General features: G+C 65.1%; 25 protein-coding genes and 1 pseudogene. 11 read left to right on the forward strand and 15 right to left on the reverse strand.

The features are described from left to right. The 3 genes from WAW17_RS19915 to WAW17_RS19925 all read right to left on the reverse strand — a co-directional run. Positions 1 to 356 (reverse strand): SRPBCC family protein (locus WAW17_RS19915; RefSeq protein WP_422334645.1); only part of this gene is annotated, 356 nt, incomplete at its 3' end. Positions 357 to 369: 13 nt separating this feature from the next. Continuing rightward, positions 370 to 552: a hypothetical protein gene (locus tag WAW17_RS19920; protein ID WP_422334646.1), complete on the reverse strand. Its 183-nt coding sequence runs from the start codon at positions 550 to 552 to the stop codon at positions 370 to 372. Positions 553 to 568: 16 nt separating this feature from the next. After that, a complete protein-coding gene (locus WAW17_RS19925) occupies positions 569 to 946 on the reverse strand; it encodes a VOC family protein (RefSeq protein WP_422334647.1) in 378 nt (125 codons plus the stop codon). 472 nt (positions 947 to 1,418) lie between these two features. Here WAW17_RS19925 and WAW17_RS19930 point away from each other — a divergent pair, with 472 nt between their 5' ends. Together WAW17_RS19930 and WAW17_RS19935 are read left to right on the forward strand one after the other, a co-directional pair. Beyond that, on the forward strand, positions 1,419 to 2,270 hold the full coding sequence (locus tag WAW17_RS19930; protein WP_422334648.1) for an alpha/beta fold hydrolase: 852 nt from the start codon (positions 1,419 to 1,421) through the stop codon (positions 2,268 to 2,270). Positions 2,271 to 2,576: 306 nt separating this feature from the next. Further along, positions 2,577 to 4,316 (forward strand): ATP-binding cassette domain-containing protein, encoded by a 1,740-nt coding sequence (locus tag WAW17_RS19935; protein WP_422334649.1) that lies wholly within the window; start codon positions 2,577 to 2,579, stop codon positions 4,314 to 4,316. A 128-nt stretch (positions 4,317 to 4,444) separates the two neighbouring features. On the opposite strand, the gene WAW17_RS19940 is transcribed toward WAW17_RS19935, so the two are convergent. Next, the gene (locus WAW17_RS19940) at positions 4,445 to 6,037 is read right to left on the reverse strand and encodes an HD domain-containing phosphohydrolase (protein ID WP_422334650.1); all 1,593 of its coding nucleotides are present in this window, start codon (positions 6,035 to 6,037) and stop codon (positions 4,445 to 4,447) included. Positions 6,038 to 6,511: 474 nt separating this feature from the next. Here WAW17_RS19940 and WAW17_RS19945 point away from each other — a divergent pair, with 474 nt between their 5' ends. Then, positions 6,512 to 7,720, forward strand: coding sequence for a fatty acid desaturase family protein (locus WAW17_RS19945; protein WP_422334651.1), 1,209 nt, complete (start codon positions 6,512 to 6,514; stop codon positions 7,718 to 7,720). A gap of 185 nt (positions 7,721 to 7,905) precedes the next feature. On the opposite strand, the gene WAW17_RS19950 is transcribed toward WAW17_RS19945, so the two are convergent. Both WAW17_RS19950 and WAW17_RS19955 read right to left on the reverse strand, forming a co-directional pair. Further along, positions 7,906 to 9,312: a selenium-binding protein SBP56-related protein gene (locus WAW17_RS19950; protein WP_422334652.1), complete on the reverse strand. Its 1,407-nt coding sequence runs from the start codon at positions 9,310 to 9,312 to the stop codon at positions 7,906 to 7,908. Positions 9,313 to 9,562: 250 nt separating this feature from the next. Continuing rightward, positions 9,563 to 10,048 (reverse strand): hypothetical protein, encoded by a 486-nt coding sequence (locus tag WAW17_RS19955; protein WP_422334653.1) that lies wholly within the window; start codon positions 10,046 to 10,048, stop codon positions 9,563 to 9,565. 607 nt (positions 10,049 to 10,655) lie between these two features. On the opposite strand from WAW17_RS19955, the gene WAW17_RS19960 reads away from it, so the two are divergent. Then, positions 10,656 to 11,516: a cyclopropane mycolic acid synthase family methyltransferase gene (locus tag WAW17_RS19960; RefSeq protein WP_422334654.1), complete on the forward strand. Its 861-nt coding sequence runs from the start codon at positions 10,656 to 10,658 to the stop codon at positions 11,514 to 11,516. Positions 11,517 to 11,640: 124 nt separating this feature from the next. Here the strand turns inward: WAW17_RS19960 and WAW17_RS19965 are convergent, their stop codons facing one another. Continuing rightward, positions 11,641 to 11,931, reverse strand: a complete 291-nt coding sequence (locus WAW17_RS19965) for a hypothetical protein (RefSeq protein ID WP_422334655.1) — start codon at positions 11,929 to 11,931, stop codon at positions 11,641 to 11,643. Between the two features lie 358 nt (positions 11,932 to 12,289). Here WAW17_RS19965 and dnaK point away from each other — a divergent pair, with 358 nt between their 5' ends. The 6 genes from dnaK (at position 12,290) to WAW17_RS19995 (ending at position 18,304) form a co-directional block, all read left to right on the forward strand. Next, entirely contained in the window at positions 12,290 to 14,134 is a 1,845-nt protein-coding gene (gene dnaK / locus WAW17_RS19970) for a molecular chaperone DnaK (protein ID WP_422334656.1), read from the forward strand. Next, the gene (gene grpE, locus WAW17_RS19975) at positions 14,131 to 14,799 is read left to right on the forward strand and encodes a nucleotide exchange factor GrpE (RefSeq protein ID WP_422334657.1); all 669 of its coding nucleotides are present in this window, start codon (positions 14,131 to 14,133) and stop codon (positions 14,797 to 14,799) included. Before dnaK ends, grpE begins: the two co-directional genes overlap by 4 nt. Positions 14,800 to 14,821: 22 nt before the next feature. After that, positions 14,822 to 15,997: a molecular chaperone DnaJ gene (gene dnaJ / locus WAW17_RS19980; protein ID WP_422334658.1), complete on the forward strand. Its 1,176-nt coding sequence runs from the start codon at positions 14,822 to 14,824 to the stop codon at positions 15,995 to 15,997. Then, positions 15,997 to 16,416: a heat shock protein transcriptional repressor HspR gene (locus WAW17_RS19985; protein ID WP_422334659.1), complete on the forward strand. Its 420-nt coding sequence runs from the start codon at positions 15,997 to 15,999 to the stop codon at positions 16,414 to 16,416. The genes dnaJ and WAW17_RS19985 overlap by 1 nt, the downstream gene beginning before the upstream one ends. Positions 16,417 to 16,632: 216 nt before the next feature. Beyond that, the gene (locus WAW17_RS19990) at positions 16,633 to 17,715 is read left to right on the forward strand and encodes an iron-containing redox enzyme family protein (protein ID WP_422334660.1); all 1,083 of its coding nucleotides are present in this window, start codon (positions 16,633 to 16,635) and stop codon (positions 17,713 to 17,715) included. Between the two features lie 112 nt (positions 17,716 to 17,827). Continuing rightward, complete coding sequence (locus tag WAW17_RS19995) at positions 17,828 to 18,304, forward strand: DUF4383 domain-containing protein (protein WP_422334661.1); 477 nt, start codon at positions 17,828 to 17,830, stop codon at positions 18,302 to 18,304. Here WAW17_RS19995 and WAW17_RS20000 read toward each other — a convergent pair whose 3' ends face one another. From WAW17_RS20000 to WAW17_RS20010, 3 genes are read right to left on the reverse strand one after another with little or no spacing between them, the layout of a single operon-like run. Then, on the reverse strand, positions 18,305 to 18,868 hold the full coding sequence (locus WAW17_RS20000; protein ID WP_422334662.1) for a type 1 glutamine amidotransferase domain-containing protein: 564 nt from the start codon (positions 18,866 to 18,868) through the stop codon (positions 18,305 to 18,307). A gap of 18 nt (positions 18,869 to 18,886) precedes the next feature. Continuing rightward, complete coding sequence (locus tag WAW17_RS20005; RefSeq protein ID WP_422334663.1) at positions 18,887 to 20,065, reverse strand: zinc-dependent alcohol dehydrogenase; 1,179 nt, start codon at positions 20,063 to 20,065, stop codon at positions 18,887 to 18,889. Next, positions 20,062 to 20,469 (reverse strand): ChaB family protein, encoded by a 408-nt coding sequence (locus WAW17_RS20010; protein ID WP_422334664.1) that lies wholly within the window; start codon positions 20,467 to 20,469, stop codon positions 20,062 to 20,064. Before WAW17_RS20010 ends, WAW17_RS20005 begins: the two co-directional genes overlap by 4 nt. Positions 20,470 to 20,665: 196 nt before the next feature. Here WAW17_RS20010 and WAW17_RS20015 point away from each other — a divergent pair, with 196 nt between their 5' ends. Next, a complete protein-coding gene (locus tag WAW17_RS20015; protein WP_422334665.1) occupies positions 20,666 to 22,246 on the forward strand; it encodes an AMP-binding protein in 1,581 nt (526 codons plus the stop codon). Between the two features lie 22 nt (positions 22,247 to 22,268). On the opposite strand, the gene WAW17_RS20020 is transcribed toward WAW17_RS20015, so the two are convergent. From WAW17_RS20020 to WAW17_RS20040, 5 genes and pseudogenes are all read right to left on the reverse strand, one after another. Further along, complete coding sequence (locus WAW17_RS20020; RefSeq protein WP_422334666.1) at positions 22,269 to 23,495, reverse strand: globin domain-containing protein; 1,227 nt, start codon at positions 23,493 to 23,495, stop codon at positions 22,269 to 22,271. Positions 23,496 to 23,526: 31 nt separating this feature from the next. Continuing rightward, positions 23,527 to 24,303, reverse strand: a complete 777-nt coding sequence (locus WAW17_RS20025) for a DivIVA domain-containing protein (protein WP_422334667.1) — start codon at positions 24,301 to 24,303, stop codon at positions 23,527 to 23,529. After that, entirely contained in the window at positions 24,294 to 25,460 is a 1,167-nt protein-coding gene (locus WAW17_RS20030; protein WP_422334668.1) for a globin domain-containing protein, read from the reverse strand. The genes WAW17_RS20025 and WAW17_RS20030 overlap by 10 nt, the downstream gene beginning before the upstream one ends. A 215-nt stretch (positions 25,461 to 25,675) precedes the next feature. Beyond that, complete coding sequence (locus WAW17_RS20035; protein ID WP_422334669.1) at positions 25,676 to 26,440, reverse strand: FAD-binding oxidoreductase; 765 nt, start codon at positions 26,438 to 26,440, stop codon at positions 25,676 to 25,678. A gap of 45 nt (positions 26,441 to 26,485) precedes the next feature. Next, positions 26,486 to 26,890: pseudogene (locus tag WAW17_RS20040) on the reverse strand (flavoprotein); the annotation flags it as partial.

The raw sequence follows: 26,890 nt of genomic DNA on the forward strand, positions 1-26,890 counted from the left end.
CCGGTGCCGTCGGGGGTCATCGTCCACTCGCCGCGCACCTTCCCCACCAAACGGCCCAGCATGTTCGTGAATTCGGTCAACTCGTACGCGAAACTGTGGGGAGCAGTGTATTCCGTCAACGACTCCACGGCGGTCGACCCGTCACCGAGGTCCGGGTTTCGGGTAGTCCCCGGCGTGTCCCACGGACCGGACTGATTATTGGCGCCCCGCACCGCTGGAAACGGGCCCCACCCCGTGAAGATCAACGACAGATCGATCGGGGCGATGACCCCGAAGGCCCGCTCAGGTGACGCGACTGAGGGGTACTCCACCGTCACCGGCACATAGGTGAGTCGTCCATTGTCTCGATCGGGCATGACATCTCCTTCACTAGTGGCACTGCGTACCGTAAGGGCCGGTCACCAACGTCGCATCGAGGTCGAGGTCGAGGTCGAGGTCGAGGACGATCGGGGTGTCGACGGTGATGTCGTGATCGGGTGCTTGGTTGCCCGCGTGCGAGCAGGCGTTCCGTCGTGCGGTGGCGCGGGGCGGTGTCGGCGAGACAGTCCCCACGCGTGGAAGCCCGAGGCTAGTCCTGGTGAATCTGGATCAAGTTGCCGCAGGTGTCGTCGAAGACCGCAGAGGTGCCTGACGGATCCGTCGTGGGTTTGCCGGTGAACTTCACTCCGAGAGCCGACAGGCGCTGGTACTCGGCCTGGACATCTGCGGTACCGAGGACGATCGCCGGCATCCCCAGCTGGTAGACGCCCTCCTTGTAGGCCCTGGCCACTGGATTGTCGCTCGGTTCCAGAAGCAGGCCGACCCCGTCCGGATCCTGCGGCGAGCGCACGATGTAGAGGAAATGCTCCGGCACTGCCAGAAGCTCCTCGAATCCGAGTGTCTCCGTGTAGAACGTGAAAGCCGCCGCGGGATCGTCGACGTGGATGCTGCACATCTTGACTCGCATACCACCGAACTCTACCGAAGTGGTACCCCTCACGCCCGCGTGAACCGTGCGTCATCGCAGTCTGTCGCGGTCGCGGTGGAACGACGCAAGATCCAGGACGCACCATGGACGGTCCGCATTCGGAGGCCCCGAACCGCTCAGAGCGAGCTGCTCGGTCACTCTTGGCGCGTGCATCGGGGAATTCCTCGAGAGGATGAGCCTCCAACGAATGCAAGCACATTGGGGTCTGGCGGCAGCCGTTCGGACTCGGTCCGGCACCCGGCATGCTGCACCGCCATCCCGGGCCCCCTGTTACGAACAACGCCCCGACCAGGACGCTGCGCAGTGCGGCGACCTTCGGTTCTGTTCTGATCGGTCGTGCACAAGCGCCGGCGGTGGTTGAATTGGAGAGACTGTTCTCGATGGCCTGTAGTGACACCGAGCGAACCCCAATATTCGTCGAACATTTCGGCTCACCTGATGGGAGCGCCTCATGACTCGACCTGAGGATGCGGATACGCGTGGATCCTTCCTGCGAGTTCGGGGCGTCGACCTGTACTACGAGGAAACCGGGGGAGCAGGTGAGCCGATCCTGTTCCTGCACGGCTTCTTCTTCGACGGCCGGATGTACGAGGCGCAGGTTGCCGCGCTGAAGGACCGGTATCGCTGTGTGAGCGTGGACTTGCGCGGTCAGGGCAGATCGGGTCACGCCCGGGGTGGATACCAGCTGGAGCAACACACCGCCGACGTGCTGAGCGTGATCCGTCAGCTCGGCCTCGCGCCGGTCCATCTCGTCGGTTGGTCGATGGGCGGGTTCGTCGGATTGCGCCTCGCGGCGAGGGAACCGGGTCTCCTCCGGTCGTTGATCCTCCTCGACACGAGTGCGACAGCGCAGGAACTCTCGAAGCTCCCCAAACACCTGATAGTCACCGGACTGATTCGACTGCTGGGCGCCTCCCCGTCGTTCGTGCTGAACGGCATCGAGACGGAGATGTACAGCGAGGGATTCCGGACCGACCCGGGCCGGGCGGGTGAGCGTGAGGTGTGGCGGCGGCGATGGGCGGCGGCAGATCGGTCCTGTTTGGCGAAAACTAGTCTCGCCCTGATGATCCGACCCGATATCCGGGATGAACTCGCCGGGGTGGACGTACCCACCTTGATCGTCACGGGGTTGGAGGACGCCGCAATGCCCGCGGAGCCGTCACGAGAGCTGCATTCCCTCATCGCGGGGTCGCGGCTGGTGGAGTTGCAAGGCGTGGGTCACAGTTCACCTGTGGAGGACCCGAACGGAGTCACCGAAGCGTTGGAGCGGTTCCTGGGCGAGGTCACATCTTCGTCGCAGTGAGGATTGGGCGGCCGGTCCGGACCGGCCGAGGTGCACAGGTGTAGCCCAGCAGCGCCCCGCCCGGGTGACCGCGTCGATCTGCCGCGCGAGATTCTTGCTTGCTCGTCGACACCCGCGCATACCCCAACTCCACCGGTGGAGCGGACCGAAAGTCAGGACCGTACGCCGGTTGAACACGAGTCGATCACCACAGGTCAGCGGACGGACCTTGCGATTTGAGGCAAACGCCCCATGCGACCACGGACGCCGCGGACCGATGATCAGGGCATGACAATCCGAATTCAGGAATAAGGGAGATCACCCGTCATGACCGAATTGAGATTCGAACCACTGGCCGTCGAGCGGTTCGGTACGCGCCTTTCAGATCACGCACCTGCAGCGCCGGGCGGCGGGCGGGTCGATGCAGTCGACGTGAGCCGGAATGTCGGGGCGCGGCAGATCCTCCAGGAGCTGTCGCTGTCGGTCGAACCAGGCGAGTTGGTCGCCATTGCCGGCGGCAGTGGCGCAGGAAAGAGCACATTGCTGGAGATCCTGGCCGGACTGCAACCCCCGTCTGTCGGGGAGGTTCGGCACGACGGCGTCGTTCGCGGTGCCCGAGGCAGCGCCGATTCCCGTATCGGCTACGTGCCCCAGGACGACATCATCCACCTCGAGATGCCCCTGCGCCGCACGCTGCGCTACGCGGCGCGGCTACGGCTGCCCGCGGGCACATCGGCTGCCGAAGCGGACCGGGTAGTCGAGGAGACCATGCGTGACCTCGACCTGGCTGATCGGGCCGAGGTGCCGGTCCGTGCGCTGTCCGGCGGCCAGCGCAAGCGGGCCGGTATCGCCGTGGAGCTACTGACTCGGCCACACCTTTTCTTCCTCGACGAACCCACCTCCGGGCTCGATCCGTCGACCGCAGCCGACGTGATGCGCCTGCTGCGCCGGCTCAGCCGGCGCGGGGTCACCGTCGTCCTCACGACGCATGAGCCGGCGGCCATCGACCGGTGTGACCGGGTGGTATTCCTGGCTCGCGACGGCCACCTGGCCTTCACCGGCAGCCCTGCCGAGGCTCGGCGCTACTTCGGCGTGGAGGATCTCGCCGAGGTGTACGACCGGCTGGCTCGTGAGCACACCCCTCAGATCTGGGCGGAGCGATTTGCGGACAGCGGTGGGAAGTCGGAAGCCCGGCCTGACTTGGCTCTACCGCCCATCCCGGCCACCCGTTCAGACGTCAAGCGCACGGGCATGGTCCGGCAATGGTGGCTACTCACACGACGCAATGTCGATGTTCTCTTTCGCAACCGGCTGACCCTGGCGGTCCTGCTCGGCTCACCGGTGCTGGTCACGGCGATGATGGCGACGCTGTTCAAGCGCGGCGCGTTCGATCCGCACAGCGCAGCCGACCTCGGCCCGGCCCAGATCGTGTTCTGGATCGCATTCGCAGGCTTCTTCTTCGGCCTTACGTACGGCCTGCTCCAGATCGTCGGGGAGATGGCCGTCTTCCGGCGGGAGCGCCTGGCCGGGCTCAGCGTGGGGGCTTACGTGGCATCCAAGGTGACAGCGCTTCTTCCGGTGCTGGCCGGAGTGAGTGCGGTGCTCCTCGGTGTGTTGCGGGCGCTCGGGCGGCTCCCCGCCGTCGGATGGGACGTGTCCGCCGTCCTGTTTCTGACGATTGTGATCGAGGCGACCTCGGCACTGGCCCTCGGCTTGCTCGCCTCGGCCGCGGTCTCCAACGCCGCGCAGGCCGCTCTCGCCCTGCCGATGCTCTGCTTCCCTCAGGTTCTGTTCGGTGGCGCCATAGTCCCCGTTGACCAGATGGCCGTCCCGGGACGTCTGATGAGCCTCGGCCTATCCAACCGCCACGCATTCGAAGCATTGGGTCGCGACCTGGATCTCGACCGGTACACCGCCACGCTGCCGGCCATGTCCGCCTACGGCGACACCTTCCACGGAGGCACCGGTTCCAGTCTCATCGCGCTCGCTGCGTTTGCCGTCGGCCTCACGCTGGCCACGGTGTGGGTACTGGACCGGCGGTCCCGGCCCGGCGCATCCCGGCGATGACTGCCACGCACAGTCGGTCCCGCCAGATCTCTGAACAGATGTCGGCGGGGCCGGCGTGCGGCACCAACGATGTTCCATACTTCCGAGCGCACAGCCTGATCTCCGGACCGGCCGTCGAGGCGGATGCTTCAATTTCTCACTGCCGCATTGACCGGGAAGCCCGCCAAACCCCGATCGATCGCGGCGAGACTGGCCTGCGTGCGGTTTTTGACGCCGAGCTTGGCGTAGACACGTTCGACGTGGTTGCGTGCTGTTTTCTCGGCGATGAACAGTTCGACGGCGATTTCTCGGTTCGACCGACCATGCGCGACGAGTCGCAGGATCTCGACCTCGCGGTCGGTCAGCCCGGCCGGCCAGGGCGTCCGCCGCGACACCCGCTGCCCGGCCGCAGCCAACACGGCCACCGACGACTCGGCGTCGAGGCGTCCGGCGCGCGCCTCCTCTCGCAACTGATCGGCAGCGCCGCGAGGATCGAGCGCCGGCCGGTGTGGACGCGGCTCGAGCAGTCGCTGATAAGCCTCCGCCGTGGCGAGCAGCCGGTCGTGCGCGGTCAACTCCGCGCCGGCAATACCTCGGGGAAAGCCGGACCCGTCGATCCGTTCCCGGTGCTTCATCGCGACGGACACCACCGACTCCAAGCCGTTGACTCGGCTCAGTATCCGGCCGGTCAGGTCCGGATACATCCGTACCCGTTCCCATTCAGCCGTAGTGAGTGGCCCCTTCTTCTCCCAGATCTGGTTGGACACTCCCATCTTGCCGAGGCTGTGCACGAGACCGGCACGGTAGAGATGCGTGACGTCCGACGGCGACATGCCCAGTTGTCGGGCTGCCCCGGCCACCAGATTCGCGACGCCACGCGAATGCCCCAGGGTGAACGGAGACTTGAGATCGACGAAATCGGCCATGGCCCTGAGTAACTCGTCGCTCTCCTCGGCCCTCAGGGTTCTGTCACGATCCGGTGCTTGGGCCAACGCCGCGGTCCAGACGTCTATTTCGAGCAGCCCGTCCACGATCGCCGCCGCATCACGTTCGAACACCGCCGCCACGGCCGGGCTGAACTGACTGCCGCGCCGGGAACGGAGAACGTCCTTCGCGTGCTCGAGCCCACCCGTCCGCAGGTGTACCTCGACGACGTCTGCCACGTGAGCGATGTGGATCTCGACCGGGATACCCTCTCCGCGAGAACCGTTGGGCAACCCCCGGCCGTCCCAGCGCTCGAAGGCGTAGGCCAGTGCCTTTCCGACCTGCCCGTCCAAGCCCATCCGATCGGACAGAACCCTGGCGGAACTGCAATGCGAATGGATCAGTGTGGCGACCTGGCTGCGCGCTGTGACCAGAAAGGCAGCGGCACGGATGCCGCGCTCCCAGCCCGGCAATCCGCGTCCTACGTGACTCGTCATCAGCCGCAGAAACGGCAGGCCGGTCATGTCCACCGCGTAGGTGTCGGCCCGGAAGGCGATGTCGTCGCCGAAGAGCGCCGCGAGTTCGTGGGAGTCGGCGTGACAGCCGATCCATCCGATCAGATTGGCGTAGTACACGGTCGCTCGCTGTTGCGGGTCGAGGCGCATCCGCTCGGCGATCCGTATCGCGATCAAGGACGACCGAAGCATGTGTTCCATCGGCTGACCCAGACCGAGGTCGATCGCCAGCGATACCGCGGCCAGCAGTTCGGCTCTGCTCAGACCCTTTCCCGAGCCGGGCAGCGTCCCGTGCGGGTGCATCTTCCCATTGTCCACCTGAACACGGCCATGTCGGCAATGTCGGCGCGAAAGACGAGACACCGGCGTCATGACCCCCGCGGCGCCGTGAACGCCCAGTTGACGTTGAGGAACACTGTGCGCGGTCCCGGGCAATTCTTCGGCCACGACTGCGTTGAGGATCGCGCTGGTGATCCCGCCCTGGACGCCGATCCCCCCGGAGCGGGACGCCTTGGCTGCGGCCTCGTTGTAGTGCAGAGGGTTTCGTCACCACTGAGTTCGGTGAACAAGTCGATGTCGTTGTCACCGATGGTGCGTGAGAGCACCGCGGCCTGATGAGCACCGCGGCCTGATGAGCACGTAGGGCTGACATTTCACTGCACCGACCGGGTGTGGACCCTGTCTCGGCGGGACCGGGACCTCGAATCGTCACAGGAGCTAACTCACCTCTCATCTGTACGTAACCTACGGTTTCGTAACCTGCGCTAGCGTCGTCTCATGGCAATTTCGGATGTCACGGACTACGCCCACCTGACCGGGGCGGATGTCGAGGCGCTTTGCGTCGAGTTCGACGCGATCCGGCGTGATATCGAAGCGTCGCGCGGCGAGCGTGATGCCCGGTACATCCACAACGCGATCCGGCTGCAGCGGTTCCTCGAAATCGGTGGTCGTGCAGTGTTGTTCGCGAGTGTGTTCCCGCCGGCCTGGCTTGCCGGCACCGCGATGCTCGGCACTGCCAAGATCATCGAGAACATGGAGCTCGGCCACAATGTCATGCACGGTCAGTGGGATTGGATGAACGATCCGGAGATCCACTCGTCGTCGTGGGAGTGGGACATCGCCGGCGTGTCGGCGCACTGGAAGCAGACCCACAACTACATCCATCACAAGTACACCAACGTGCTCGGGATGGACGACGACGTGGGCTACGGCCTGCTGCGGGTCACCCGCGATCAGCGCTGGCAGCCGTTGAGCGTCGGCAATCCGGTCTACAACCTGGTGCTGCAGCTGTTCTTCGAGTACGGCGTGGCGTTCCAGTACTTGGAGCTGGGCAAGGTGGCCAAGGGTGGTGTCGATCGTGTCGAGTTCGAGCGCAAATGCCGCGAGGTGCTCGAGAAGGTCGGCAAGCAGATCGCCAAGGACTATGTCGTCTACCCGGCCCTGACCGGCCCGGCGTTCCTGCCCACGTTCACCGCGAACCTGACGGCGAACATGATCCGCAACGTCTGGTCCAACATGGTTATCTTCTGCGGGCATTTCCCCGACGGCGCGGAGAAGTTCACCCCGGCCGACCTGGAGAACGAAACGCGGGGGCAGTGGTACCTGCGCCAGATGCTCGGCAGCGCGAATTTCGAGGCGGGGTCGGTCATGGAATTCATGAGCGGCAACCTCTGCTACCAGATCGAGCATCACCTGTTCCCCGATCTGCCGAGCAACCGGCTGCGCGAGATTTCCGTGCGCGTTCGTGCGCTCTGCGGAAAGTACGACCTGCCCTACACGACCGGATCGCTGCCCGTTCAGTACCTGAAGACGTGGCGCACCATCGCAAAGCTGGCGCTGCCGAACAAGTGCCTCGAGGCGACCGCCGACGACGCGCCCGAGACCGCGTCGGAACGCAAGTTCACCGATCCGAGGCCGCAGATCGACCCGGTCACGGGCAGGCGCCGCGGGCTGTTGACCGCAATTCGCGATCGTGCGGGAGTCTGACATCGGCAGGACGCGAGGTCGGCACCCCTGGCATCGGCGCCGCACTCCTGGTCGATGAGCTCGGCCGGCGAGGACGGTGTCCGTCAAGGGGGATCAGGGATCAGCCGGCCGCGATCGATCTTGATCTCCCGTTCGGTGCGGCGCCAGGTCAGGAGTCCTGGTGTCACGGATGCCGACACCAACTGCTACCGGTAGCAGTACGAATCCGAGGAGGCGTCGCCGCCCTGGAGGCGAACCTGGTGCACCCGCAGACCCCGGAAGTCCTCGTCATGCGGGAAGAAGGCCTCGTCGATGGTCATTCCGCCGCGAGGATCTGCGTTCATCTCGGCCAACCAGGCACCAACCCCGTCCGGGTAGAACTGGTCGTCCCAGGCGCCGTAGAGGGAGTTGGTGACGTAGACCCGTCGACCGTCACGGCTGATCTCGACCATCTGCGGGCCACCGGACAGCGGCTGGTTCGGTGCTGCCGGATGGGCGGTGTGGCCCACGATCCCTCCGAGCCGGATCGACCCGGTCTCTTTCGGGCTCGCCGGGTCGTGCACGTCGAACTGTTTGAGTTCTCCGGTACCCCAGCACGAGACGTAGAGGAATTTGTCGTCGACAGACAGGTCGATGTCGCTGACCAGCGGTGGCACCGCGCCGAACGGTTTCAGCGCTGCCGGCAGCAGGTCGGGATCGGCCGGCTCGGCCGGGACAGTGATCACCTTGTCCACCGCCCAGTTGCCACCGTCACGGTGCCAACGCCACACCGAGGCCGACAGATCCTCGGTTGAGATCACCACGCCGAGGAATCCCCACGTGGCCTCCGGGTCATGCGACGGACGCAGCTCGAGCGCCATTTGGTGTTGCTCGCCGAGATCCACTCGCTGCTGGTGCTTGCCGGTGGCGAGGTCCCAGAAGTGGATCGCGTGGCCGTACTCGTTCGCCAGCAACAGTTCCGGTACCAGCCCGTTCTCGATCATCGACGGCGTGCCCCACTCGCTGCTGATCAGCGTGTTCTGGTTGAGATGCCACCAGGCGTCGTATGCGAGGTATTGCGGCCCCCGGTCGGTCTCCCATTGCCGGAGCACTTCGAACGTGTCGTGATCGAGCAGTGCGATCCCGCCCGGCCCCTCCGATCCGTTTGCGCCGCCGAGGCAGGTCATGAAGACGCCGTCCGGCCCGCAATGCAATGTGTGTGGTCGGGAGTAGCCGGCCTTGGCTGCGAGCTCGGCGCTGTCCACGGTCTTGGCCAGGGTGGGGTGACGGGGGTCGGGCTGGGTGTCGAACACGTACAGGTGGGACGAGCGCAGACCCGGCACGATCAGGTATCGGCGAGCCAACCCCTCCATGTGGTGACCCTCGTGTTTCAGTGCGCTGCTACAGGCGTTCCAGCCGAAGTGGTGCAGCTCGTTGCCCCGGTGGGGTACCTCCGTCCAGCCCACCACCCGGCCGTATGTGTCGGAGCCGGGATCCACATCGATCACGCTCAGCGCATCGGGCTTTTCCGCCGCGCGATCGAACGCGACCACGTAGGCCAGTTGCTCAGGCGGAGCGGCGGACGCCTCGGCTGCGCTGCGATAAAAGGTCGGGTCCATGGTTGGCTGACTCATAATCAGCCTCCTTCGTATCGAAACGACGAGACCCGCTCACACCGCCCCGTCTGCCGCGTATCGGGACTTGGATACCCAATAAGGATAGAAGAATTGGACGACGGGCGGAACCGACTCGACCCCGCCGACTTTCCATAATGTGCGGCCTGTCCCACCGATCCGCACGGTGCCGCACCCAGACGGGTACGGCACCCCACCCCGGACACGACCTCCTGGTCGGCTGTACGTCCAGACAGGCATAGTTTTCGAGTTATAGATCGACGCGATCGGCGCAGCGCGAGAGCAGCGAGGTGAGTGTGGGCGATTCGCCCGTATCAGGTGCGGCCGTGATCACCAGTCGTGCCCGCGCCGCGGTTCCGGTAAGAATGCGGCCGAGGACCAACTGCTGGGCCGGGGGCAGATTTTCCACGTTCTCGATATCGAGCACACCCTCATGGGTGAGTACTTGCTCGACCATCCGCTCGATCCAGGCCTGCTCGCCTTCGACAGCGAGATCGGCTGCGTCGATCAGTTTCACCTCGAGTGGACCGGCGATATCCCGAACGACGGCACTGCGAACCGCACCGGGCGCACCGGTGATGGCAACGGTGGACCGCAGATCACGTAGTCGTTCCGTACCCGGGGGGCGACTGCGATCCTCGCAGGCCCGTACGCGCCCAACAGTGGCGGTGCACGGCAACATGACTGTGGGTCGCAACGTAGGCAATTCGGACCGCTCATCGCGTTCGGTGTTCACACTTGGCCTCCACTTCGCTCGCTGAGCCCGACCATAACAAGCGCCGAACATCGACGGTGATGCGGGTCACACTTACGGCCTGTGATCAGCCGGATGCCGACCATTGACAGGGCGAAGGCCACGCGGTGTGTATGGCCGCAGGCCGAGGGGAATCGGACCGCGAGGGCCGCCGCGGATGGGCACGAACACGGCGTCGGAGCGGCGGTGCAACCGGCCTCCGCGAATACCGAGCGGATCCGGGGACGACACGAGTGAGGCAGGGTCGTGGCCACGACTACGACGCACCCGGTGTGACCGATCCCGATCGGCCGTCATCGACGTCGAGGAGATGGATACAGCAGAGGGAGGTGGACGAATTAACCTGCACCAGTTGTCTTCTCGCCCATCGCCGCAGCCGCCTCGCCGGCACCCCGCCGCTGGGCCCCTCCGGCCCGGTCCGCTGTTACCCACCGCCGGCGTCGGGTAATGCAAGGATCAACAGACCATCCGACTGCGCTCGGGACGCTCATGTTTGAATCCCTGCTCACCGGGTACTTCTCGGCAGTTCACGCCGTCCCTATCGGTCCCACCCGGCAATTCGTCCGCCCCGCCACAAGATCGGAGCGTCATGTCGAAGTTGAAGCCGTTCTACGAAAAGGTTCAGGCCCACTACGACCTGTCCGACGAGTTCTTTGCTGTATTCCTCGACCCGACCCGCACCTACAGCTGCGCCTATTTCGAGCGTGACGACATGAGCCTCGAAGAGGCGCAGCGCGCGAAGATCGACCTCGCCCTCGGGAAGTGCGATCTGCAACCGGGGATGACGTTGCTCGACATCGGCTGCGGCTGGGGCGCGACGATGCTCCGTGCGGTGAGCAAGTACGACGTGAACGTCATCGGGCTGACCCTCAGCCGCAACCAGCACGACTACGTTTGCGAGTTGCTCTCGCGGATGCCCGCCCGCCGTCGCACCGCCGAGGTGCGGTTGCAGGGGTGGGAGGACTTCGATGAACCGGTCGACCGGATCGTCAGCATCGGGGCGTTCGAGCACTTCCGCCTCGAACGCTATGACGACTTCTTCCGGATGTGCCATGACAGCCTGCCCGGGGACGGGCGGATGCTGCTGCACACCATCGTCGGATTCGGGACCAAACTCCGCGAGATGGGCATCCCGATCACCCGGGAGGACATTCGGTTTCACAGGTTCATCCTCAGCGAGATCTTCCCGGGTGGGCAGATTCCGTTGCCGGACTGGGTGACCGGCCATGCCGAGGCCGCAGGCTTCCACGTGGACCGGATCCAGGCGTTGCAGCCGCATTACGCCCGCACCCTGGACCTGTGGGTCCAGGCGCTGCGCGCGCGCCACGACGACGCTGTGCGGATCGCCTCCGAAGAGGTGTACCAGCGCTACATCAAGTACCTGACCGGGTCGGCCGCGCACTTTCGCAGCGGCCACATCGACGTCATGCAGTTCACCCTGACCAAGTAACGACACGCATCCTTTCGATGCAACCGGTCGGCGGCGCTGTCGTGCGCGTGCCGGAAACCCCGCTCCGGTCGAGGAACGCAGTTGTCACCGATTCCCACGCGGGTGGTGACCGTCCTGAGACGAGCTATGCGGAGGCGCCGCCGACAGTATTTCCGGTGGTGGCGTTGATGACCTCGAACACCGCCGGCGTAGGTATCTCCTGAGGGAGCTTCGGCCGAATGTATTCGTCGAAGAAGGCGTCGTGATCCGCCTGTGTTTCCCAGATCTCGGAGACCGTGAGGCCGTCGCCTTCGAGAAATGCGTAATGAGCGATGAATCCGTGGGCGGATTGGATATCGCCCATGGTGACGTCGGCGATCGCCGAGTACTGGTCTGCGGTCATGCCTGGTGCATGGTGACGGACTACGACAGACATGCTGTGTTCCTTTCCGAACGGTTCAGGGCCGAGAGGTCCACTGCAGTTCTAGGATGTGATGCAGTTCACATTACTCGGCGCGGTCTCGTGCGAAAGAACTACTGCGGCGGTGGGCGGCGGCCCCGGGGACAGGCGTGACGAGAGCTGCCGTGAAAGTTGCCGTCGACGACCGGGAACAAATCGGCGAATCGGTCCGTTGAGCCTTACGACAGCATTGAGCGTCCCAGACTCAAGTTCGTATTGACTGCAGGAGCAGTCCGGGTGCAGACTTGAGCGGAGGGCGCTCACTCAGTGCCAACATCGCAGTTCAGCTCTGAAACGCTGCAAACAGAACTGCAAAACGAAAGTGAGGAACACTATGGCTCGTGCGGTCGGTATCGACCTCGGTACAACGAACTCTGTCGTGTCTGTGCTGGAGGGCGGCGAGCCCGTAGTGGTCGCCAACGCCGAAGGCTCACGCACCACCCCGTCGGTCGTCGCCTTCGCCAAGAACGGTGAGGTGCTCGTCGGCCAGCCTGCGAAGAACCAGGCGGTCACCAACGTCGACCGCACCATCCGTTCCGTCAAGCGCCACATCGGCACCGACTGGAACGTGGAGATCGACGGCAAGAAGTACACCCCGCAGGAAATCAGCGCGCGCACGCTCATGAAGCTGAAGCGCGACGCCGAGGCCTACCTGGGTGAAGACATCACGGACGCCGTCATCACCGTTCCCGCATACTTCGAGGACGCGCAGCGGCAGGCCACCAAGGAAGCCGGTCAGATCGCCGGCCTCAACGTCCTGCGGATCGTCAACGAGCCCACCGCCGCGGCTCTCGCGTACGGCCTGGACAAGGGCGACAAGGAACAGACCATTCTGGTGTTCGACCTCGGTGGCGGCACGTTCGACGTCTCGCTGCTCGAAATCGGCGACGGTGTCGTCGAGGTCCGCGCCACCTCCGGTGACAACCACCTCGGTGGTGACGACTGGGATCAGCGCATCGTCGACTGGCTCGTAGAGAAGTTCAAGGCGCAGAACGGCATTGATCTGACCAAGGACAAGATGGCTCTGCAGCGTCTGCGTGAGGCCGCGGAGAAGGCGAAGATCGAGCTGAGCTCCTCGCAGAGCACGTCGATCAACCTGCCCTACATCACCGTCGACGCGGACAAGAACCCGCTGTTCCTCGACGAGCAGCTCTCGCGTAGCGAGTTCCAGAAGATCACCTCCGATCTCCTCGACCGCACCCGGGCGCCGTTCCAGGCTGTGGTCAAGGACAGTGGGATCTCCGTCAAGGACATCGACCACGTCGTGCTGGTCGGTGGTTCCACCCGTATGCCCGCCGTCTCCGATCTGGTGCGCGAGCTGACCGGGGGCCGTGAGCCCAACAAGGGCGTCAACCCGGACGAGGTCGTCGCCGTCGGCGCCGCGCTGCAGGCCGGTGTCCTCAAGGGTGAGGTCAAGGATGTGCTGCTCCTCGACGTCACGCCGCTCTCGCTGGGCATCGAGACCAAGGGTGGGGTGATGACCAAGCTCATCGAGCGCAACACCACCATCCCCACCAAGCGGTCCGAGACGTTCACCACGGCCGACGACAATCAGCCGTCCGTGCAGATCCAGGTGTTCCAGGGTGAACGCGAAATCGCCTCGCACAACAAGCTGCTCGGCTCCTTCGAGCTCACCGACCTGCCGCCCGCCCCGCGTGGTGTGCCGCAGATCGAGGTCACCTTCGACATCGACGCCAACGGCATCGTGCATGTGACCGCGAAGGACAAGGGCACCGGCAAGGAAAACACGATCAAGATCCAGGAAGGCTCCGGCCTGTCCCAGGAGGAGATCGACCGGATGATCAAGGACGCCGAGGCACACGCCGAGGAGGACCGGGTTCGTCGTGAGGAGGCCGAGGTTCGCAACCAGGCCGAGTCGCTGGTGCACCAGACCGAGAAGTTCATCAAGGACAGCGAAGACAAGGTGCCCGCCGACGTCAAGGGAAAGGTCGAGGCTGCCATCAAGGAAGCCAACGACGCCCTTGCCGGAACCGACATCGCCGCCATCAAGACCGCGGTGGAGAAGCTGGCCACCGAGTCGCAGGCTCTCGGCCAGGCCATCTACGAGGCGAGTGCCGCCGAAAGCGCCGGTCAGACCGACGGTTCCGGGTCCACCGGCGCCGATGACGTGGTCGACGCCGAGGTCGTGGACGAGCCGTCCGACGCGGAGAAGAAGTGACGTCCGACAACGCCGAGCAGGAACCGGTCACTTTCGTGGACAAGCGGAAGATCGACCCCGAGACCGGTCAGGCACGGGAAGCGGAGCCGGTAGTGGAACCCCTCGCGGGAACCGCTACCGCCCCGCAGCCCGGCTCGGTGGACGAAGGGGCACTGGACGAGGCGCTCCAGCAGGAGCAGGCGCAACCGAAGACGGACGAGCTGGCGGAGCGCACCGCTGACCTGCAGCGTTTGCAGGCCGAATACGCCAATTACCGTCGTCGTGTCCAGCGGGACAAGCAGATCGACATCGAGTCCGCCAAGGCGTCGGTCGTCGCGGAACTGATCGGTGTGCTCGACGACCTCGAACGCGCTCGCAGCCACGGCGATCTCGACTCGGGACCGATGAAGGCTGTGGCGGACAAGCTCACCGGCATCCTGACCTCGCTCGGATTGAGCGAGTTCGGTGCCGAGGGCGACGCATTCGATCCGGCACTGCACGAAGCAGTGCAGCACGAGGGTGATGGTCACGACCCCGTTCTCGGCACGGTGATGCGCAAAGGCTACAAATTCGGTGACCGCGTCCTGCGGCACGCGATGGTAGCCGTGATCGATCGCGCCGAGGTTGCCGACGCGAACAGCTCCGACGAAGCCGGGCAGCCGGCCTCCTCGGAACAACAGAAATAACAGCGAGAGGAGGAGACGCCCAGTGAGCCAACGGGAGTGGATCGAAAAGGACTTCTACAAGGAGCTGGGCGTCTCGTCCGACGCGTCCGCGGACGAGATCAAGAAGGCGTACCGCAAGCTCGCCCGGGACCTGCATCCTGATGCGAATCCCGGAGACACCAAGGCGGAGGAGCGGTTCAAGTCCGTCAGTGAAGCACATGCTGTGCTGTCGGATCCCGCGAAGCGTAAGGAATACGACGAAGCGCGTCGGCTCTTCGCCAGTGGCGGCTTCGGCCACGGCGGATTCAGCCCGGGCGCCGGCGGCGGATTCACCCAGGGCGGATTCGATATCAACGACCTCTTCGGCGGCGGCGGCGCTGCCGCAGGCGACGGCGGACTCGGCGACATCTTCGGTGGCCTGTTCAACCGTGGCGGCGGAGGCGCCCGCACCACGTCCACCCGTCCGCGGCGTGGAAGCGACGTCGAGACGGAAACCACCCTCGAATTCCGGGAGGCGACTCTGGGAGTCACCGTCCCGTTACGACTCACCAGCCCGTCGCCATGCACCACGTGTCACGGGAGCGGCGCCAAGCCCGGCACCAGTCCGCGAGTGTGCCCGCGGTGCAACGGAACCGGAATCATCAGCCGCAACCAGGGAGCGTTCGGCTTCAGTGAGCCCTGCGACGACTGCCGCGGCACCGGGTCGATCATCGACTCGCCCTGCGAAGTCTGCCACGGCAACGGAATCACCAACCGGACGCGCACCATCACCGTCCGCGTGCCCCCAGGTGTCGGCGATGGACAGAAGATCCGACTGGCGGGTCAGGGCGAAGCCGGACTCCGCGGCGCCCCGTCGGGCGACCTGTTCGTCACGGTGCGGGTGCGACCCGACCGGGTGTTCGGCCGCAACGGCGACGACCTCACAGTGGTCGTTCCCGTCAGCTACGGTGAACTCGTTCTCGGAAGCACCGTCTCCGTCCCGACCCTGGAGGGGCGCGTCGGTGTCAAGATTCCGGCGGGCACCGCAGATGGTCGCACCCTGCGGGTACGAGGCAGGGGAGTGCCCAAGCGTGGCGACGGCGCCGGTGACCTGCTGGTCACCGTCAAGGTCGCGATCCCGCAGAAACTCGACGACCCGGCCACCGCAGCATTGAAAACCTATCTGGAAGCAGAGAAGGCCAGCGGATTCGATCCGAGGGCCGGGTGGGCAGGTGCGTGATGAGCGACTCGACCAGGGACCCCCGCGAGAACCCCCGCGAGAACTCCGTTGATCCGGACGCCCAGATCTTCGTGATCTCGGTGGCGGCCGAACTTGCGGGGATGCACGCCCAGACGTTGCGCACCTACGACCGGCTCGGCCTCGTCACACCCCACCGCACACAGGGCGGTGGCCGACGCTACTCGCCCCGCGATGTTGCGCTGCTCCGCGAGGTCCAGCGCCTCTCGCAGGACGAGGGCGTCAACCTCGCCGGCATCAAACGCATCATCGAACTCACCAACCAGGTGGAGGCTCTGAAGAGCCGTGTGCGCGAAATGGCCGCAGAGATCGCCCAGCTGCAGTCCGGTTACCGGCGCGACCTGGTTCCCGTCCCGCGCAGCAATGCGCTGGTGGTGTGGAAACCGAAGCACAAGCGCTGACGTCCCGCGTCCGTCCCGTCCCGTCCCGTCACGCCGCCTCGCCCGCATCTCCCAGCCCGCGTCCCCCCGCCTCCGCGCCCGATGTCACACGGGTTCCGTTGAAGTGAACCGATGTGACATTGGACGACGCGCCGGGGCGACATTTGGATGATGCGCTGGGGGCGTCCGGCGGCTACCGTCGGGTTCGTCGATTACGGAACGGGGTACGGAGAACTTATGACCACGTTGCAGTCTCGGTCGGTGCCCAACTCGGCGCCGGCGAATACGTCGATGCCGTTACCCGCCCCACGCGGCCCGGTGAGCGAGCGTCTCGTCTCGATCCTGCAGGGGGACGACGGAGACACGACGACGCTGGTGGCGGGCGCGCGGGCGCTTGCAGAGACGTATGCGGACGTGGCACGCGGGATCGTGTACGACGAGGACGCGCAGATCAGCCTCACCATGTTGTACGAGCTGCATCTACAGGGACTCGTCGGCGTCGGGGACGATTGGGAATGGAACACCGATCTGCTCGCGGCGCGGTCGGCGCTCGAGGTTGCCTTCGAGGCGGCCGTCCGGGACATCGCGGCCGCGCCCACCGGCACCACCGACGTCGTGGCGGCGTTGTGGGAGCTGACTGCGCCCACTGCTGGTCCTGGGCTGTCGGGATTCATGGCCAAGGAGGCGGACATCACGCAGTTCCGCGAACTGCTGGTCCACCGATCCCTGAACCAGTTGAGGGAAGCGGACGTTCACACTCTCGGAATCCCCCGGCTCGCCGGCGTGCCCAAGGCGGCGCTGGTGGAGGTCCAGGCCGACGAATACGGTGGCGGGCGGCCCGAGCGGATGCACTCCACCCTCTTCGCCACCACGATGCGCGAAGTCGGACTGTCCGACCGCTACGCCCACTACATCGATGCGGTGCCCGCGGTGACGCTCGCGTCCCTGAACGCGCTGTCGATGTTCGGTCTGCACCGCCGTCTCCTCGGAGCGTTGGTGGGGCACCTGTGTGCTGTTGAAACGACGTCCGCGCTGCCGAGCAAGAAGTACAGCGCCGGGCTGCGCCGACTCGGTTTCGGACGGGCGGCCACCCTGTTCTTCGACGAACACGTGGAGGCCGATTCGGTGCACGAGCAGATCGTGTGCCGGGACCTCGCCGGAGGGCTGGCGGCCGCACGCCCGTCGACAGTGGACGACATCATGTTCGGCGCCGCCGCCTGCCTCGCGTTCGACGACCTGGTGGGCGACCACGTCGTCACTTCCTGGGCGGACGGCCGCACTTCGCTGCGACGGCCCACGCTCGGGGCTGCGGATTCGTGACCGGAACGTGAGATTGCAGTCACCGGTGCGGGGTACTCGACTCTCGTCACAGCCCGACAACGAGTCACAGCCCGACAACGAGTCACAGCCCGACAACGAGGGGAACAATCAGATGACGTCACGCACAACCCCGCTGAAACGCACACCGGTGCAGACCGCCGCCCTTGCCGTGGGTGCGCTCTTCCTCCTGGTCGGCATCCTGGGGTTCATTCCCGGAATCACCACCGATTACGACATGCTCAGCGGAGCCGGTCACGAATCGGAAGCGATGTTGCTGGGGATCTTCCAGGTCTCGATCCTGCACAACGTCGTCCACCTGCTGTTCGGTGTCGCCGGTATCGCCCTGGCCCGCGCGGTGAACACCGCCCGCCTCTACCTGATCGTGGGCGGTGCCATCTATCTGGTTCTGTGGATCTACGGTCTGGTCATCGACAAGGACAGCTCGGCCAACTTCGTCCCTGTGAACAGCGCGGACGATTGGTTGCACTTCGTGCTCGGTGCCGGCATGATCGCGCTCGGTTTCCTCACGGCGCGGATGGGGTCGAGCCACGCCACCGACCCGACCCGGCCGCATTCGCCGCTGGACTGACTACTGCGGGTGCCGCCCTTCGGCGAACTCCTCGACGATCTTCTCGCAGAACGCGGGAAGATCGCCGGGGTTTCGGCTCGACACCAGTCCGTTGTCGACCACCACTTCCTCGTCCACCACGTTGCCCCCGGCGTTACGAATGTCGGTACGCACACTCGGATACGACGTGAGGGTCCGTCCCCGCACCACGTCGGCCTCGACGAGGGTCCACGGCCCGTGACAGATCACCCCTACCGGCTTGCCGGAATTCACGAAGTCGCGCACGAAGCCGACCGCTGACGGGTCCTGCCTCAGGTGATCCGGGTTGGTGGTGCCGCCGGGAAGAATCAACGCGTCGAAATCGTCGACGGACACTTCGCCGACCACGGCGTCGACCGGATGGGTGCCGGCCTCGTGGACATCCGATTTCATGGCCTGAATCCTGCCGGGGGACAAGGAGACCAGTCGAACCGTGGCTCCCGCGTCCTCCACCGCTCTGCGCGGCTCGACGAGCTCGACCTCCTCGACGCCGTGCGTTGCGAGAATCGCGACCCTGCGGCCCTGGAGTGATCCTGCTGAGGTCATCGACTTCCTTTCTCTCGATTACGGTTCGAGGAGGATCTTCACGGCGCCGTCGGTTTTCTTCTGAAAGATCTCGTACGCGTGCGGCGCATCCTCCAACGGCATCTCGTGGGTGGCGAACGTGTCGACACCGAGGGGATCGGCGTCCGTCAGCAACGGCAGGATTTCCGGCACCCAGCGTTTGACGTTGGCCTGACCCATCCGCAACTGCACCTGTTTGTCGAACAGGGTGAGCATCGGCATCGGGTCGGCCATGCCGCCGTAGACGCCGCTCAGCGAGATGGTGCCTCCCCGGCGGACGATATCGATCGCCGAGTACAGCGCGTGCATCCTGTCCACCCCTGCCGTCGACATGAGTGGTCCGGCAATGGTATCGGGGAGGTACGAGGTGACCTGCTGCAGCAGTTTTGCGCCGGGCGACCCGTGCGCCTCCATCCCCACGGCATCGATCACGGAGTCCGGTCCGCGGCCGCCCGTCATCTCGCGAACGACCCCGCCCAGATCCTTCTCCGCCGACAGATCGACGGTCTCGATCTGCCGGGACGTGGCCCGGGCGAGGCGCTCCGGTACGAGATCGACGCCGATGACGCGGAATCCCTTGTGCGCCGCGATACGGGCCGCCATGTCACCGATCGGTCCGAGGCCCAGAACCACCACGGTTCCGCCCTCGGGGACGGCCGCGTACTCGACGGCCTGCCACGCCGTCGGCAACACGTCCGAGAGATACACGAAGCGTGAATCGGGCGGGCCTTCCGGCACTGTGATGTGCGTGTTGGCGGCGTGCGGCACCCGCAGATACTCGGCCTGGCCACCCGGGACACTGCCGTACAGCTTGGAGTAGCCGAACAGCGCGGCGCCCATCCCCTCGGATCGGATCTGGGTGACCTCGCACTGGGTGAAGAGTTGCTGGTCGCACATGTAGCAACTGCCGCACGAGATTTGGAACGGGATGACGACGCGGTCGCCGACCTTCAGGTCGCCCGCCTCGCCACCCACCTCGCGGACGATGCCCATCGGTTCGTGACCGAGGATGTCACCCTGGTCCATGAACGCGCCGAGCACTTCGTACAGGTGCAGGTCCGAACCACAGATGTTGGTCGTCGTGACCTCGATGATGGCGTCCGTGGGCTGCTCGATCACCGGGTCGGACACGGTGTCGACGCTGACCTTGCGTCTGCCCTGCCAGGTGACAGCCCTCATCGGGCCCTCCTGTTCGCCTTCTTGATTGCGTCCACCAGTTCGTCCTTCGTCATCGTCGACCGGCCGTGGATGTCGAGTCTGCGGGCGACCTCCATCAAGTGCTCCTTGCTCGCGTTGGCATCCACGCCCTCGGCCGTCTCGCCCTTCGCATTCGGGCCGCCGCTCTCGGCGCGTTCGTCGGAAGGACCTTTCTCGTCCTTCGGCTCCCAGTGGTCGCCGACCTTCTCGAAACTGTGTTTGAGCGCGGCGTAGGCGACGCGATGCGCGCGTTCCTCGTCGTGGTACTCGTCCATTGCCGAGTCGTACGCCTTGGCGAAGGTGCGCTGAGCTTTTTCAGGTGAGTTCTTCAGTGTCGAGGGCAGCTCACTCTTTTTCGGCTGCCCGCTCTGTGTTGTCTTGGGCACAATTCCCTCCTGTCGCAGATGTGACGGGGCATCGATCGAGTACCCGGAGCGGACCACCTCGACACGGCCGCCGACCGCGAAGTGGAACAGGTTTCAGTTTTTCCGGTTTGGCGATATGGTGTCGGTGACCCAGGACACGGAACCACCAGGCTGCCGGGCCATGTGCGCCGCAGTCGCGGGAGTAGAAGGACAACGGATGACCGACGAGCTCGCAGACCTGTATCGCCCAGCTTTCACTGCAGACCTGCTCATCACCGCACTGGAGCGCAACACCGACAAGCCGGCGCTGTACCTCGGTGACGTCGTCCTCACGGGCGGGCAGATGCGTGATCAGATCAGTTGCTTTGCGCAGGCACTGGCCTCGGTCGGAGTCGGCAAGGGGACCAGCACCGCCATGCTGTCGAAGAACCGGCCCGAGGTGCTCATCAGTATGGGTGCCACCATGATCTCCGGTTGCCGGGCCAGCGCGCTCAATCCGATGGGATCATTCGACGACCACCTGTACATCGTGGGTGACGCCGAGATCGAGACACTGATCTTCGATCCGAACGCGTTCGAGGAACGTGCCGCAGAACTGGCAGCGGCTTCGCCATCGATCAAGAACGTGTTGTCGTTGGGTCCGTCCGAGGTGGGAACCGACATCCTCGCGCTGGCGGCCACCTTCACCCCGCAGCGTCTGGTCGCGGCCGAAGTCGATGCCGAGGACGACAGCAGCATGGTCTACACCGGCGGCACCACCGGCAAGCCGAAGGGAGTGGTGGGCTCCTACCGGTCCGGCGCCGCGCTCAACCAGATCCAGATGGCGGAATGGCAGTGGCCCGACGAGCCTCGCTTCCTCATTTGCACACCGCTCTCGCACGCCGGTGCCGCGTTCTTCATTCCGACGCTCCTGCGGGGCGGCGCGCTCATCGTGCTGCCCGCTTTCGAGCCGGGTGCCGTGCTCGAGGCGATCGAGAAGCACAAGATCTCCGCAACCATGCTCGTTCCGACCATGATCTACATGTTGATGGATCATCCGGACCTGCCCAGGCGCGATCTGTCGAGCCTTCAGACCCTGTTCTACGGCGCCTCCGCGATGTCACCCGCACGACTGAAGGAGGGCATCGAGAAGTTCGGCCCGATCTTCTTCCAGTTCTACGGACAGACGGAATGCGGCATGACGATTGCGGTGCTGCGGAAGGAAGAGCACCTGGCCGACGACCCGAAGCGCCTCGCCAGCTGTGGCCGGCCCGTGCCGTGGCTGAACGTCAAGCTCCTCGACGACGACCTGAACGAGGTGCCGCAAGGTGAACTCGGCGAAATCTGTGTGCGGGGACCCCTCATCATGAAGGGTTACTGGAAGAAGCCGGAGGAGACGGCCGAGGCATTCCGGGGAGGGTGGCTGCACACCGGAGACATCGCACGCAAGGACGCGGACGGATTCATGACCATCGTCGACCGCAAGAAGGACATGATCGTCACCGGCGGCTTCAACGTGTTCCCCCGTGAGATCGAGGACGTCATCTCCTCGCACCCGGCCGTCGCCTCGGTGGCCGTCGTCGGTGTTCCCGATGAGAAGTGGGGCGAGGCAGTCAAGGCATGCGTGGTTCTGCGGGACGGACAGAGTGTTCCGGCAGAGGAACTGGTCGAAAGGGTTCGTGCAGCGAAAGGCTCTGTGCACGCACCGAAGTCGGTCGATTTTCTCGACAGCCTTCCGCTGACCCCGCTGGGCAAACTCGACAAGAAGGCCCTGCGCACCCGGTACTGGGATGCTGCGCAGGGCCGTCTCGTGGGCTGAACTTGCCAGGGGCTGTAGCCGGTCAGTTCTGGCTGGTTCCGGCCCAGGTGTCGGGGCCGAACACCTCGTAGTAGATGTTCTCCGCCGGGATGTTGCGTTCGATCAGCGCATCCCGGATGGAGAGCATGAACGGGATCGGCCCGCACAGGTAGGCGCGCGTGTTCGGATCGAGCGGGACCTCGGCGAGATCGGCGCGGCCGAGACGGATCGTGCCGAGCGGCTGCCGCGACCCGAGATCCTCGTACCACTGGTGCACCTCGGCCGACGGGATGCGGTCGACGAGCTGGGTGAGTTCCGCGCGGTGAGCGTGGTTGGCGGCCGAGCGGTCGGCGTGAAGGACTGCCACCTTGCGTGAATCCCCGGTCTCCGCAAGGTGGTTCAGGATGCCGATCATCGGGGAGCAGCCGATGCCTGCGGACGCGAGAAGCAGCGGGGTGCCGTCGTCGACGAGAACCAGATCGCCGAACGGCAGCGTCACCGCCAGCTCGTCACCCTCGAACACGTTGTTGTACAGGAAGTTCGACACCTCGCCGGCGGGCGCCACGGTGCCGTCCGGGAGGGTGTGCTCGAGGATGCGTTTGACGGTGATGCGCCAGTCACCCTGCGAAGGGGCGGAGGTGAGGCTGTACTGGCGGATCTGCCGGGCACCGTCCGGGAGCTGCACGGCGACCGAGATGTACTGGCCGGGCGAGAACTTCGGCAGCGTCTCGCCGGAACCGGAACCCAGGACGAACGACACGGTGTCCGCGGACTGCTGGAGACGTTCGCGGACCACGACCGTACGCCACACGTCGCCGGCGGCAATCCCGGCCTTCTCGTACAGTCCCGCCTCCATCGAGATGAGGGTGTTGGCCATCAGCCAGTACACCTCGTCCCACGCGGAGGCGACCTCGGGTGTGACTGCTTCGCCGAGGATCTCGACGATGGCCTCGAAGAGGTACTTGTGCACAATCCAGTACGCGTCCGCCTCGATGCCGAGGGAAGCGTGCTTGTTCGCGATACGCGAGAGGATGGCCTGAACCTTGGCCTCGTCCGGCTCGAGCTGGAGAGTCGCGAACGCGGCCACAGCGCCGGCGAGAGCACGCTGCTGCTCACCCTGTTGCTGGTTTCCCCGGTTGAACAGATCACGCTCGAGTTCGGGATGTGCTGCGAACAGCTTGCGGTAGAACAGCGGGGTGATATCCCCGATGGCACCGCCGACCGCGGGCAGCGTGGCCGCGATGACCTCTTTCGAAGCAGCCGACAACATAGGACTCTCCATTCGTTTTGGGGGTGTAGCTCTACAGATTCACTGCACCGGAAGTCGCACTACGGGTGTGCGGAGGGTTCTCGGGCGGCAGCGTTGCGAGCAGGACGTGAAGCTGGGCCTGAGCGAGCTGGGCGCAGCTACGAATGTATTCGACTTCGGGAAGTAGGGGACTCGATCCGTTGAGATCGGCCGAGCCTGTGCCCGCCTGCAGGATGTGCTGTGCGCGTTCGAGAATCTCCTGGTACTGCGTGCGGGCGTTCATCACGAGTTCCTGCGCATACTTGTCTGCTTCGCTGATGGTGCGGTCTGCCGAGGCCTGCGCCTGGCTCAGCAGGTTCACCGCGCGGGTGCTGATGCCCATCAGGTCCTTCTGCGACTCCACGCGAAGCTGGTCGGCTTCGCGTCGGGCTTCGTCCAGTTGCCGGCGTAGTGTCGCGATATCGCCGGTGCCGTTCTGGGACCCGTCCGCGCTGACTCTGCTGTTCCCGGCGGGGCTGATCTGAGGACTGCCGTTCCGGCTACCCGTCGGGCTCCCGCCCGGACTCCGGGGGTCCGTCTTCGGGCTCGAGGCTCTGTCGCGCGCGGCCAGTGCACCCTCGAGTTCGCGCACCCGGGCCTGGAGTCGGGTGATGGTCTGATTCTCGGAGTCGGAAGACCTGGGGGTGTGGCGCTGGGACTCCACGAGCCGGTCGAGTTCGAGTGCGACCTCGTCGAGGAAATCGTCGACTTCGCCCATCTCGTAGCCTCGTTTGAGCAGCGACGAACTCGTGAAGACCACGTTGCGAATGTCGGAAGGTGTTATCGCCACGGCTGTACCTCGAGTGGTTGTGTCGTATCGGTCAAACCGGTAGGTGTGAACTCCTCGTGGCGAATGGATTCGATCTCCATCCCGGTGCGGATCAGTTCACCCACGGCGTGCTGGACCATCCCGGGAGAGCCGCAGACCATCGCGGTGTACTGGTCCCACCAATACATTTCGGCGGCCACCGTACCGACCAGGCCCTTGTTTCCGGCATACAGGGGGTCCTCGGATACCACGGGGATGTAGGTGAACCACGGCCGGCTGCTCATGTGCGTGAGATAGTCGTGGTCGTACAGGTTCGCCCGGTTCCGGACTCCGTGGAACAGGTAGACGTCGGGCGCGCCGCCCGACGTACCCCAGTGCTCGTCGAGTTGTTGGACGATGGCGCGCAGTGGTGCGAGTCCGGTGCCTCCGGCGATGAGCAGCAGGTTGCCGCAGTGTTCGGGAGAGATGGTGAGCGCGTTGCCCACTGGGGAGCCGATCTTCATGGTGTCGCCCGGACGGGGTGGCCGCGCCAGAACGCTGCTCACCTGACCGCCGGGTACGAGTTCGACGTGCAGTTCGAGTATGCCGTCGGGCCGAGGAGTGTTTGCCGGGCTGTAGTACCGCCAGACGCGCGGACGCTGCGGCACCTCGATCGCCATCGACTGCCCGGGCCGGAACGGATAGGGCTCGTTCGTCCGCACCTCGAACAGTGCGATGTCGACGCTGTGCCGTCGCGAGGCGACGACCTCCGCGTCCCAGAACGCCGGCGTGTCCGCGGCCGAGAGCGCCGCGGCCTTGACCATGATGTCCGCGACCACCCCGTATGCGGCTTCCCAGTCGGCGGCGAGTTCCGGCGTCCACCCGGATCCGAGGAAGTGCTGCAAGGTAGCCAGGAGCGATGCTCCGGCGGCCGGATAGTGTTCGGCGACAACGTCGAAACGCCGGTGATCACGGCCGAGTTGCTCGATATAGGCACTGTCGGTGGGGATCGTCTCGACGTTGCTGACGATGTGCCCGAGGGCAACGAAGAACCTGTCCCGTTGCTCCGCCATGGAAATCGGGAACATGTCCCGCACTTCGGGATGGGTCAGGAAGAGGTGCGAGTAGAAGAATTGGGTGGCTTGGTCGCTGATCTTGACAACCTCGCGCCAACTCGCATGTAAAGCGGCGATGTTCATTGGATCGCCGGCGCACCCGGTGCGGACTCGGTGCATGAGACCCACCCGCTGGACGGGGTGCTGTTGATCATCCTGATACCTCGCGGCCCTCTGTTTTTATTTGACGTCGAACGGAAATTTAAGCGTGGCGAAGATTCATGCGCAAGTTGGGGCCGGGTGAATCGGACATGTGGTGATGTTTTGAGCGACAACGGAAGCAGTAACGGCGGTGTTGTTCAGTAGGGATCGAACTGGATGTTCTCGGACGGCGTCCCGGTGGCGCGCAGGCGGTCGAGAGTGGCCCGCACCATCGCAGCGGAACCGCATACCAGCACCTGATGATCGGTGAACGCGCCATATGACGTCACCACGTCCGGTAGTGTGCCCTCGACCAGATCGTCTTCCGAAAAACCCACGTCCGCTCTGGTTCGCTCGTACCACTCGTCCGGCCAGTCGGGGTTCTCGACGCTCTCCACCACCGGAACGACGGTGAGCCAGGGGAGGCCCTGTAACAGCAGATACAGCATGTCGGAGGCGTAGAGATCGCGCGGCGTCCGGTCGCCGGTGAACAGATAGACCCGCGGCGGATTCGGGCGTCGCGCCAGATCCAGCAGGATCGAACGGAACGGGGCCAGCCCGGTGCCGCCCGCGATCATGATGACGTCCGGCCCGTTCTCGTCGACGCTCAGCGTTCCGCGCGGCTCGAGGATCTGCCACCGGTCGCCCGGACTGGTGTCGCTGACGATGTTCCCGCTCACCCAACCTCCGGGAACGGTCCGGACATGGAATTCGAGTTTGCCGTCCAGGGAAGGTGGCAGCGCGGGGGACAGTCGTCGCAGCAATTGCGGATTCTGCGGCACGCTCACGTCCACGTACTGCCCGGGCGCGAACGGAACGAAGTCGCCGACGAGTCGGATCACCGCGAGATCGTGCCGCAGACGGTGGTGCTCCACCACCGTGCTGGTCCAGGTCGTCTGCGTGGTCTGGGGCGTGGTCTGCATGTGCGAGGGCTCTCCCGACTGTGGAACCGGATGACGTATGGGCGTTCAGACGAGGGGGTCGTGCCTGATCAACTCCACGGGTGTGCCACCGGCCTGCAGGGCGTACATGGTGGTCTTGATCATCGAAGGCGAACCGGAGATCTGGATCTGCCGATCCGCCCACGACCCGAACTGTGCGACGACCCTGCCGATCTGTCCGCGCAGTCGCCGATGCAACCCCGGCGGCGTCTCCGGCGCAGGCACGGTGTGCCACCACGGATTCTCGTCCTCCTCGGACACGGGAACCACCGTGAGCCACGGATTGCTGAGGGAAAGCTGCCAGAGCGTCTCGATGTCGTAGAGGTCGCACGGATACTTGCCGCCCACGAACATGTGGACGCGTGGATTGTCGGCCCGCATGGCCATTTCCATCACCTGCGCGCGCAACGGAGCGATGCCCGTACCCGAACC

The sequence above is a fragment of the Rhodococcus sp. (in: high G+C Gram-positive bacteria) genome, from assembly GCF_049286785.1.
Classification (GTDB): Bacteria; Actinomycetota; Actinomycetes; order Mycobacteriales; family Mycobacteriaceae; genus Rhodococcus_F.

Coding starts and splice junctions, on each gene's coding strand:
- WAW17_RS20015 (WP_422334665.1), top strand. CDS start 20,666: ATGACCGACGAGCTCGCAGACCTGTATCGCCCAGCTTTCACTGCAGAC.
- WAW17_RS19985 (WP_422334659.1), top strand. CDS start 15,997: ATGAGCGACTCGACCAGGGACCCCCGCGAGAACCCCCGCGAGAACTCC.
- WAW17_RS19965 (WP_422334655.1), bottom strand. CDS start 11,931: ATGTCTGTCGTAGTCCGTCACCATGCACCAGGCATGACCGCAGACCAG.
- WAW17_RS19935 (WP_422334649.1), top strand. CDS start 2,577: ATGACCGAATTGAGATTCGAACCACTGGCCGTCGAGCGGTTCGGTACG.
- WAW17_RS19960 (WP_422334654.1), top strand. CDS start 10,656: ATGTCGAAGTTGAAGCCGTTCTACGAAAAGGTTCAGGCCCACTACGAC.
- dnaK (WP_422334656.1), top strand. CDS start 12,290: ATGGCTCGTGCGGTCGGTATCGACCTCGGTACAACGAACTCTGTCGTG.
- WAW17_RS20005 (WP_422334663.1), bottom strand. CDS start 20,065: ATGAGGGCTGTCACCTGGCAGGGCAGACGCAAGGTCAGCGTCGACACC.
- WAW17_RS19995 (WP_422334661.1), top strand. CDS start 17,828: ATGACGTCACGCACAACCCCGCTGAAACGCACACCGGTGCAGACCGCC.
- WAW17_RS19945 (WP_422334651.1), top strand. CDS start 6,512: ATGGCAATTTCGGATGTCACGGACTACGCCCACCTGACCGGGGCGGAT.
- WAW17_RS19940 (WP_422334650.1), bottom strand. CDS start 6,037: ATGCACCCGCACGGGACGCTGCCCGGCTCGGGAAAGGGTCTGAGCAGA.
- WAW17_RS19950 (WP_422334652.1), bottom strand. CDS start 9,312: ATGAGTCAGCCAACCATGGACCCGACCTTTTATCGCAGCGCAGCCGAG.
- WAW17_RS19990 (WP_422334660.1), top strand. CDS start 16,633: ATGACCACGTTGCAGTCTCGGTCGGTGCCCAACTCGGCGCCGGCGAAT.
- WAW17_RS19930 (WP_422334648.1), top strand. CDS start 1,419: ATGACTCGACCTGAGGATGCGGATACGCGTGGATCCTTCCTGCGAGTT.
- WAW17_RS20020 (WP_422334666.1), bottom strand. CDS start 23,495: ATGTTGTCGGCTGCTTCGAAAGAGGTCATCGCGGCCACGCTGCCCGCG.
- WAW17_RS19925 (WP_422334647.1), bottom strand. CDS start 946: ATGCGAGTCAAGATGTGCAGCATCCACGTCGACGATCCCGCGGCGGCT.
- WAW17_RS20030 (WP_422334668.1), bottom strand. CDS start 25,460: ATGAACATCGCCGCTTTACATGCGAGTTGGCGCGAGGTTGTCAAGATC.
- WAW17_RS20035 (WP_422334669.1), bottom strand. CDS start 26,440: ATGCAGACCACGCCCCAGACCACGCAGACGACCTGGACCAGCACGGTG.
- WAW17_RS20000 (WP_422334662.1), bottom strand. CDS start 18,868: ATGACCTCAGCAGGATCACTCCAGGGCCGCAGGGTCGCGATTCTCGCA.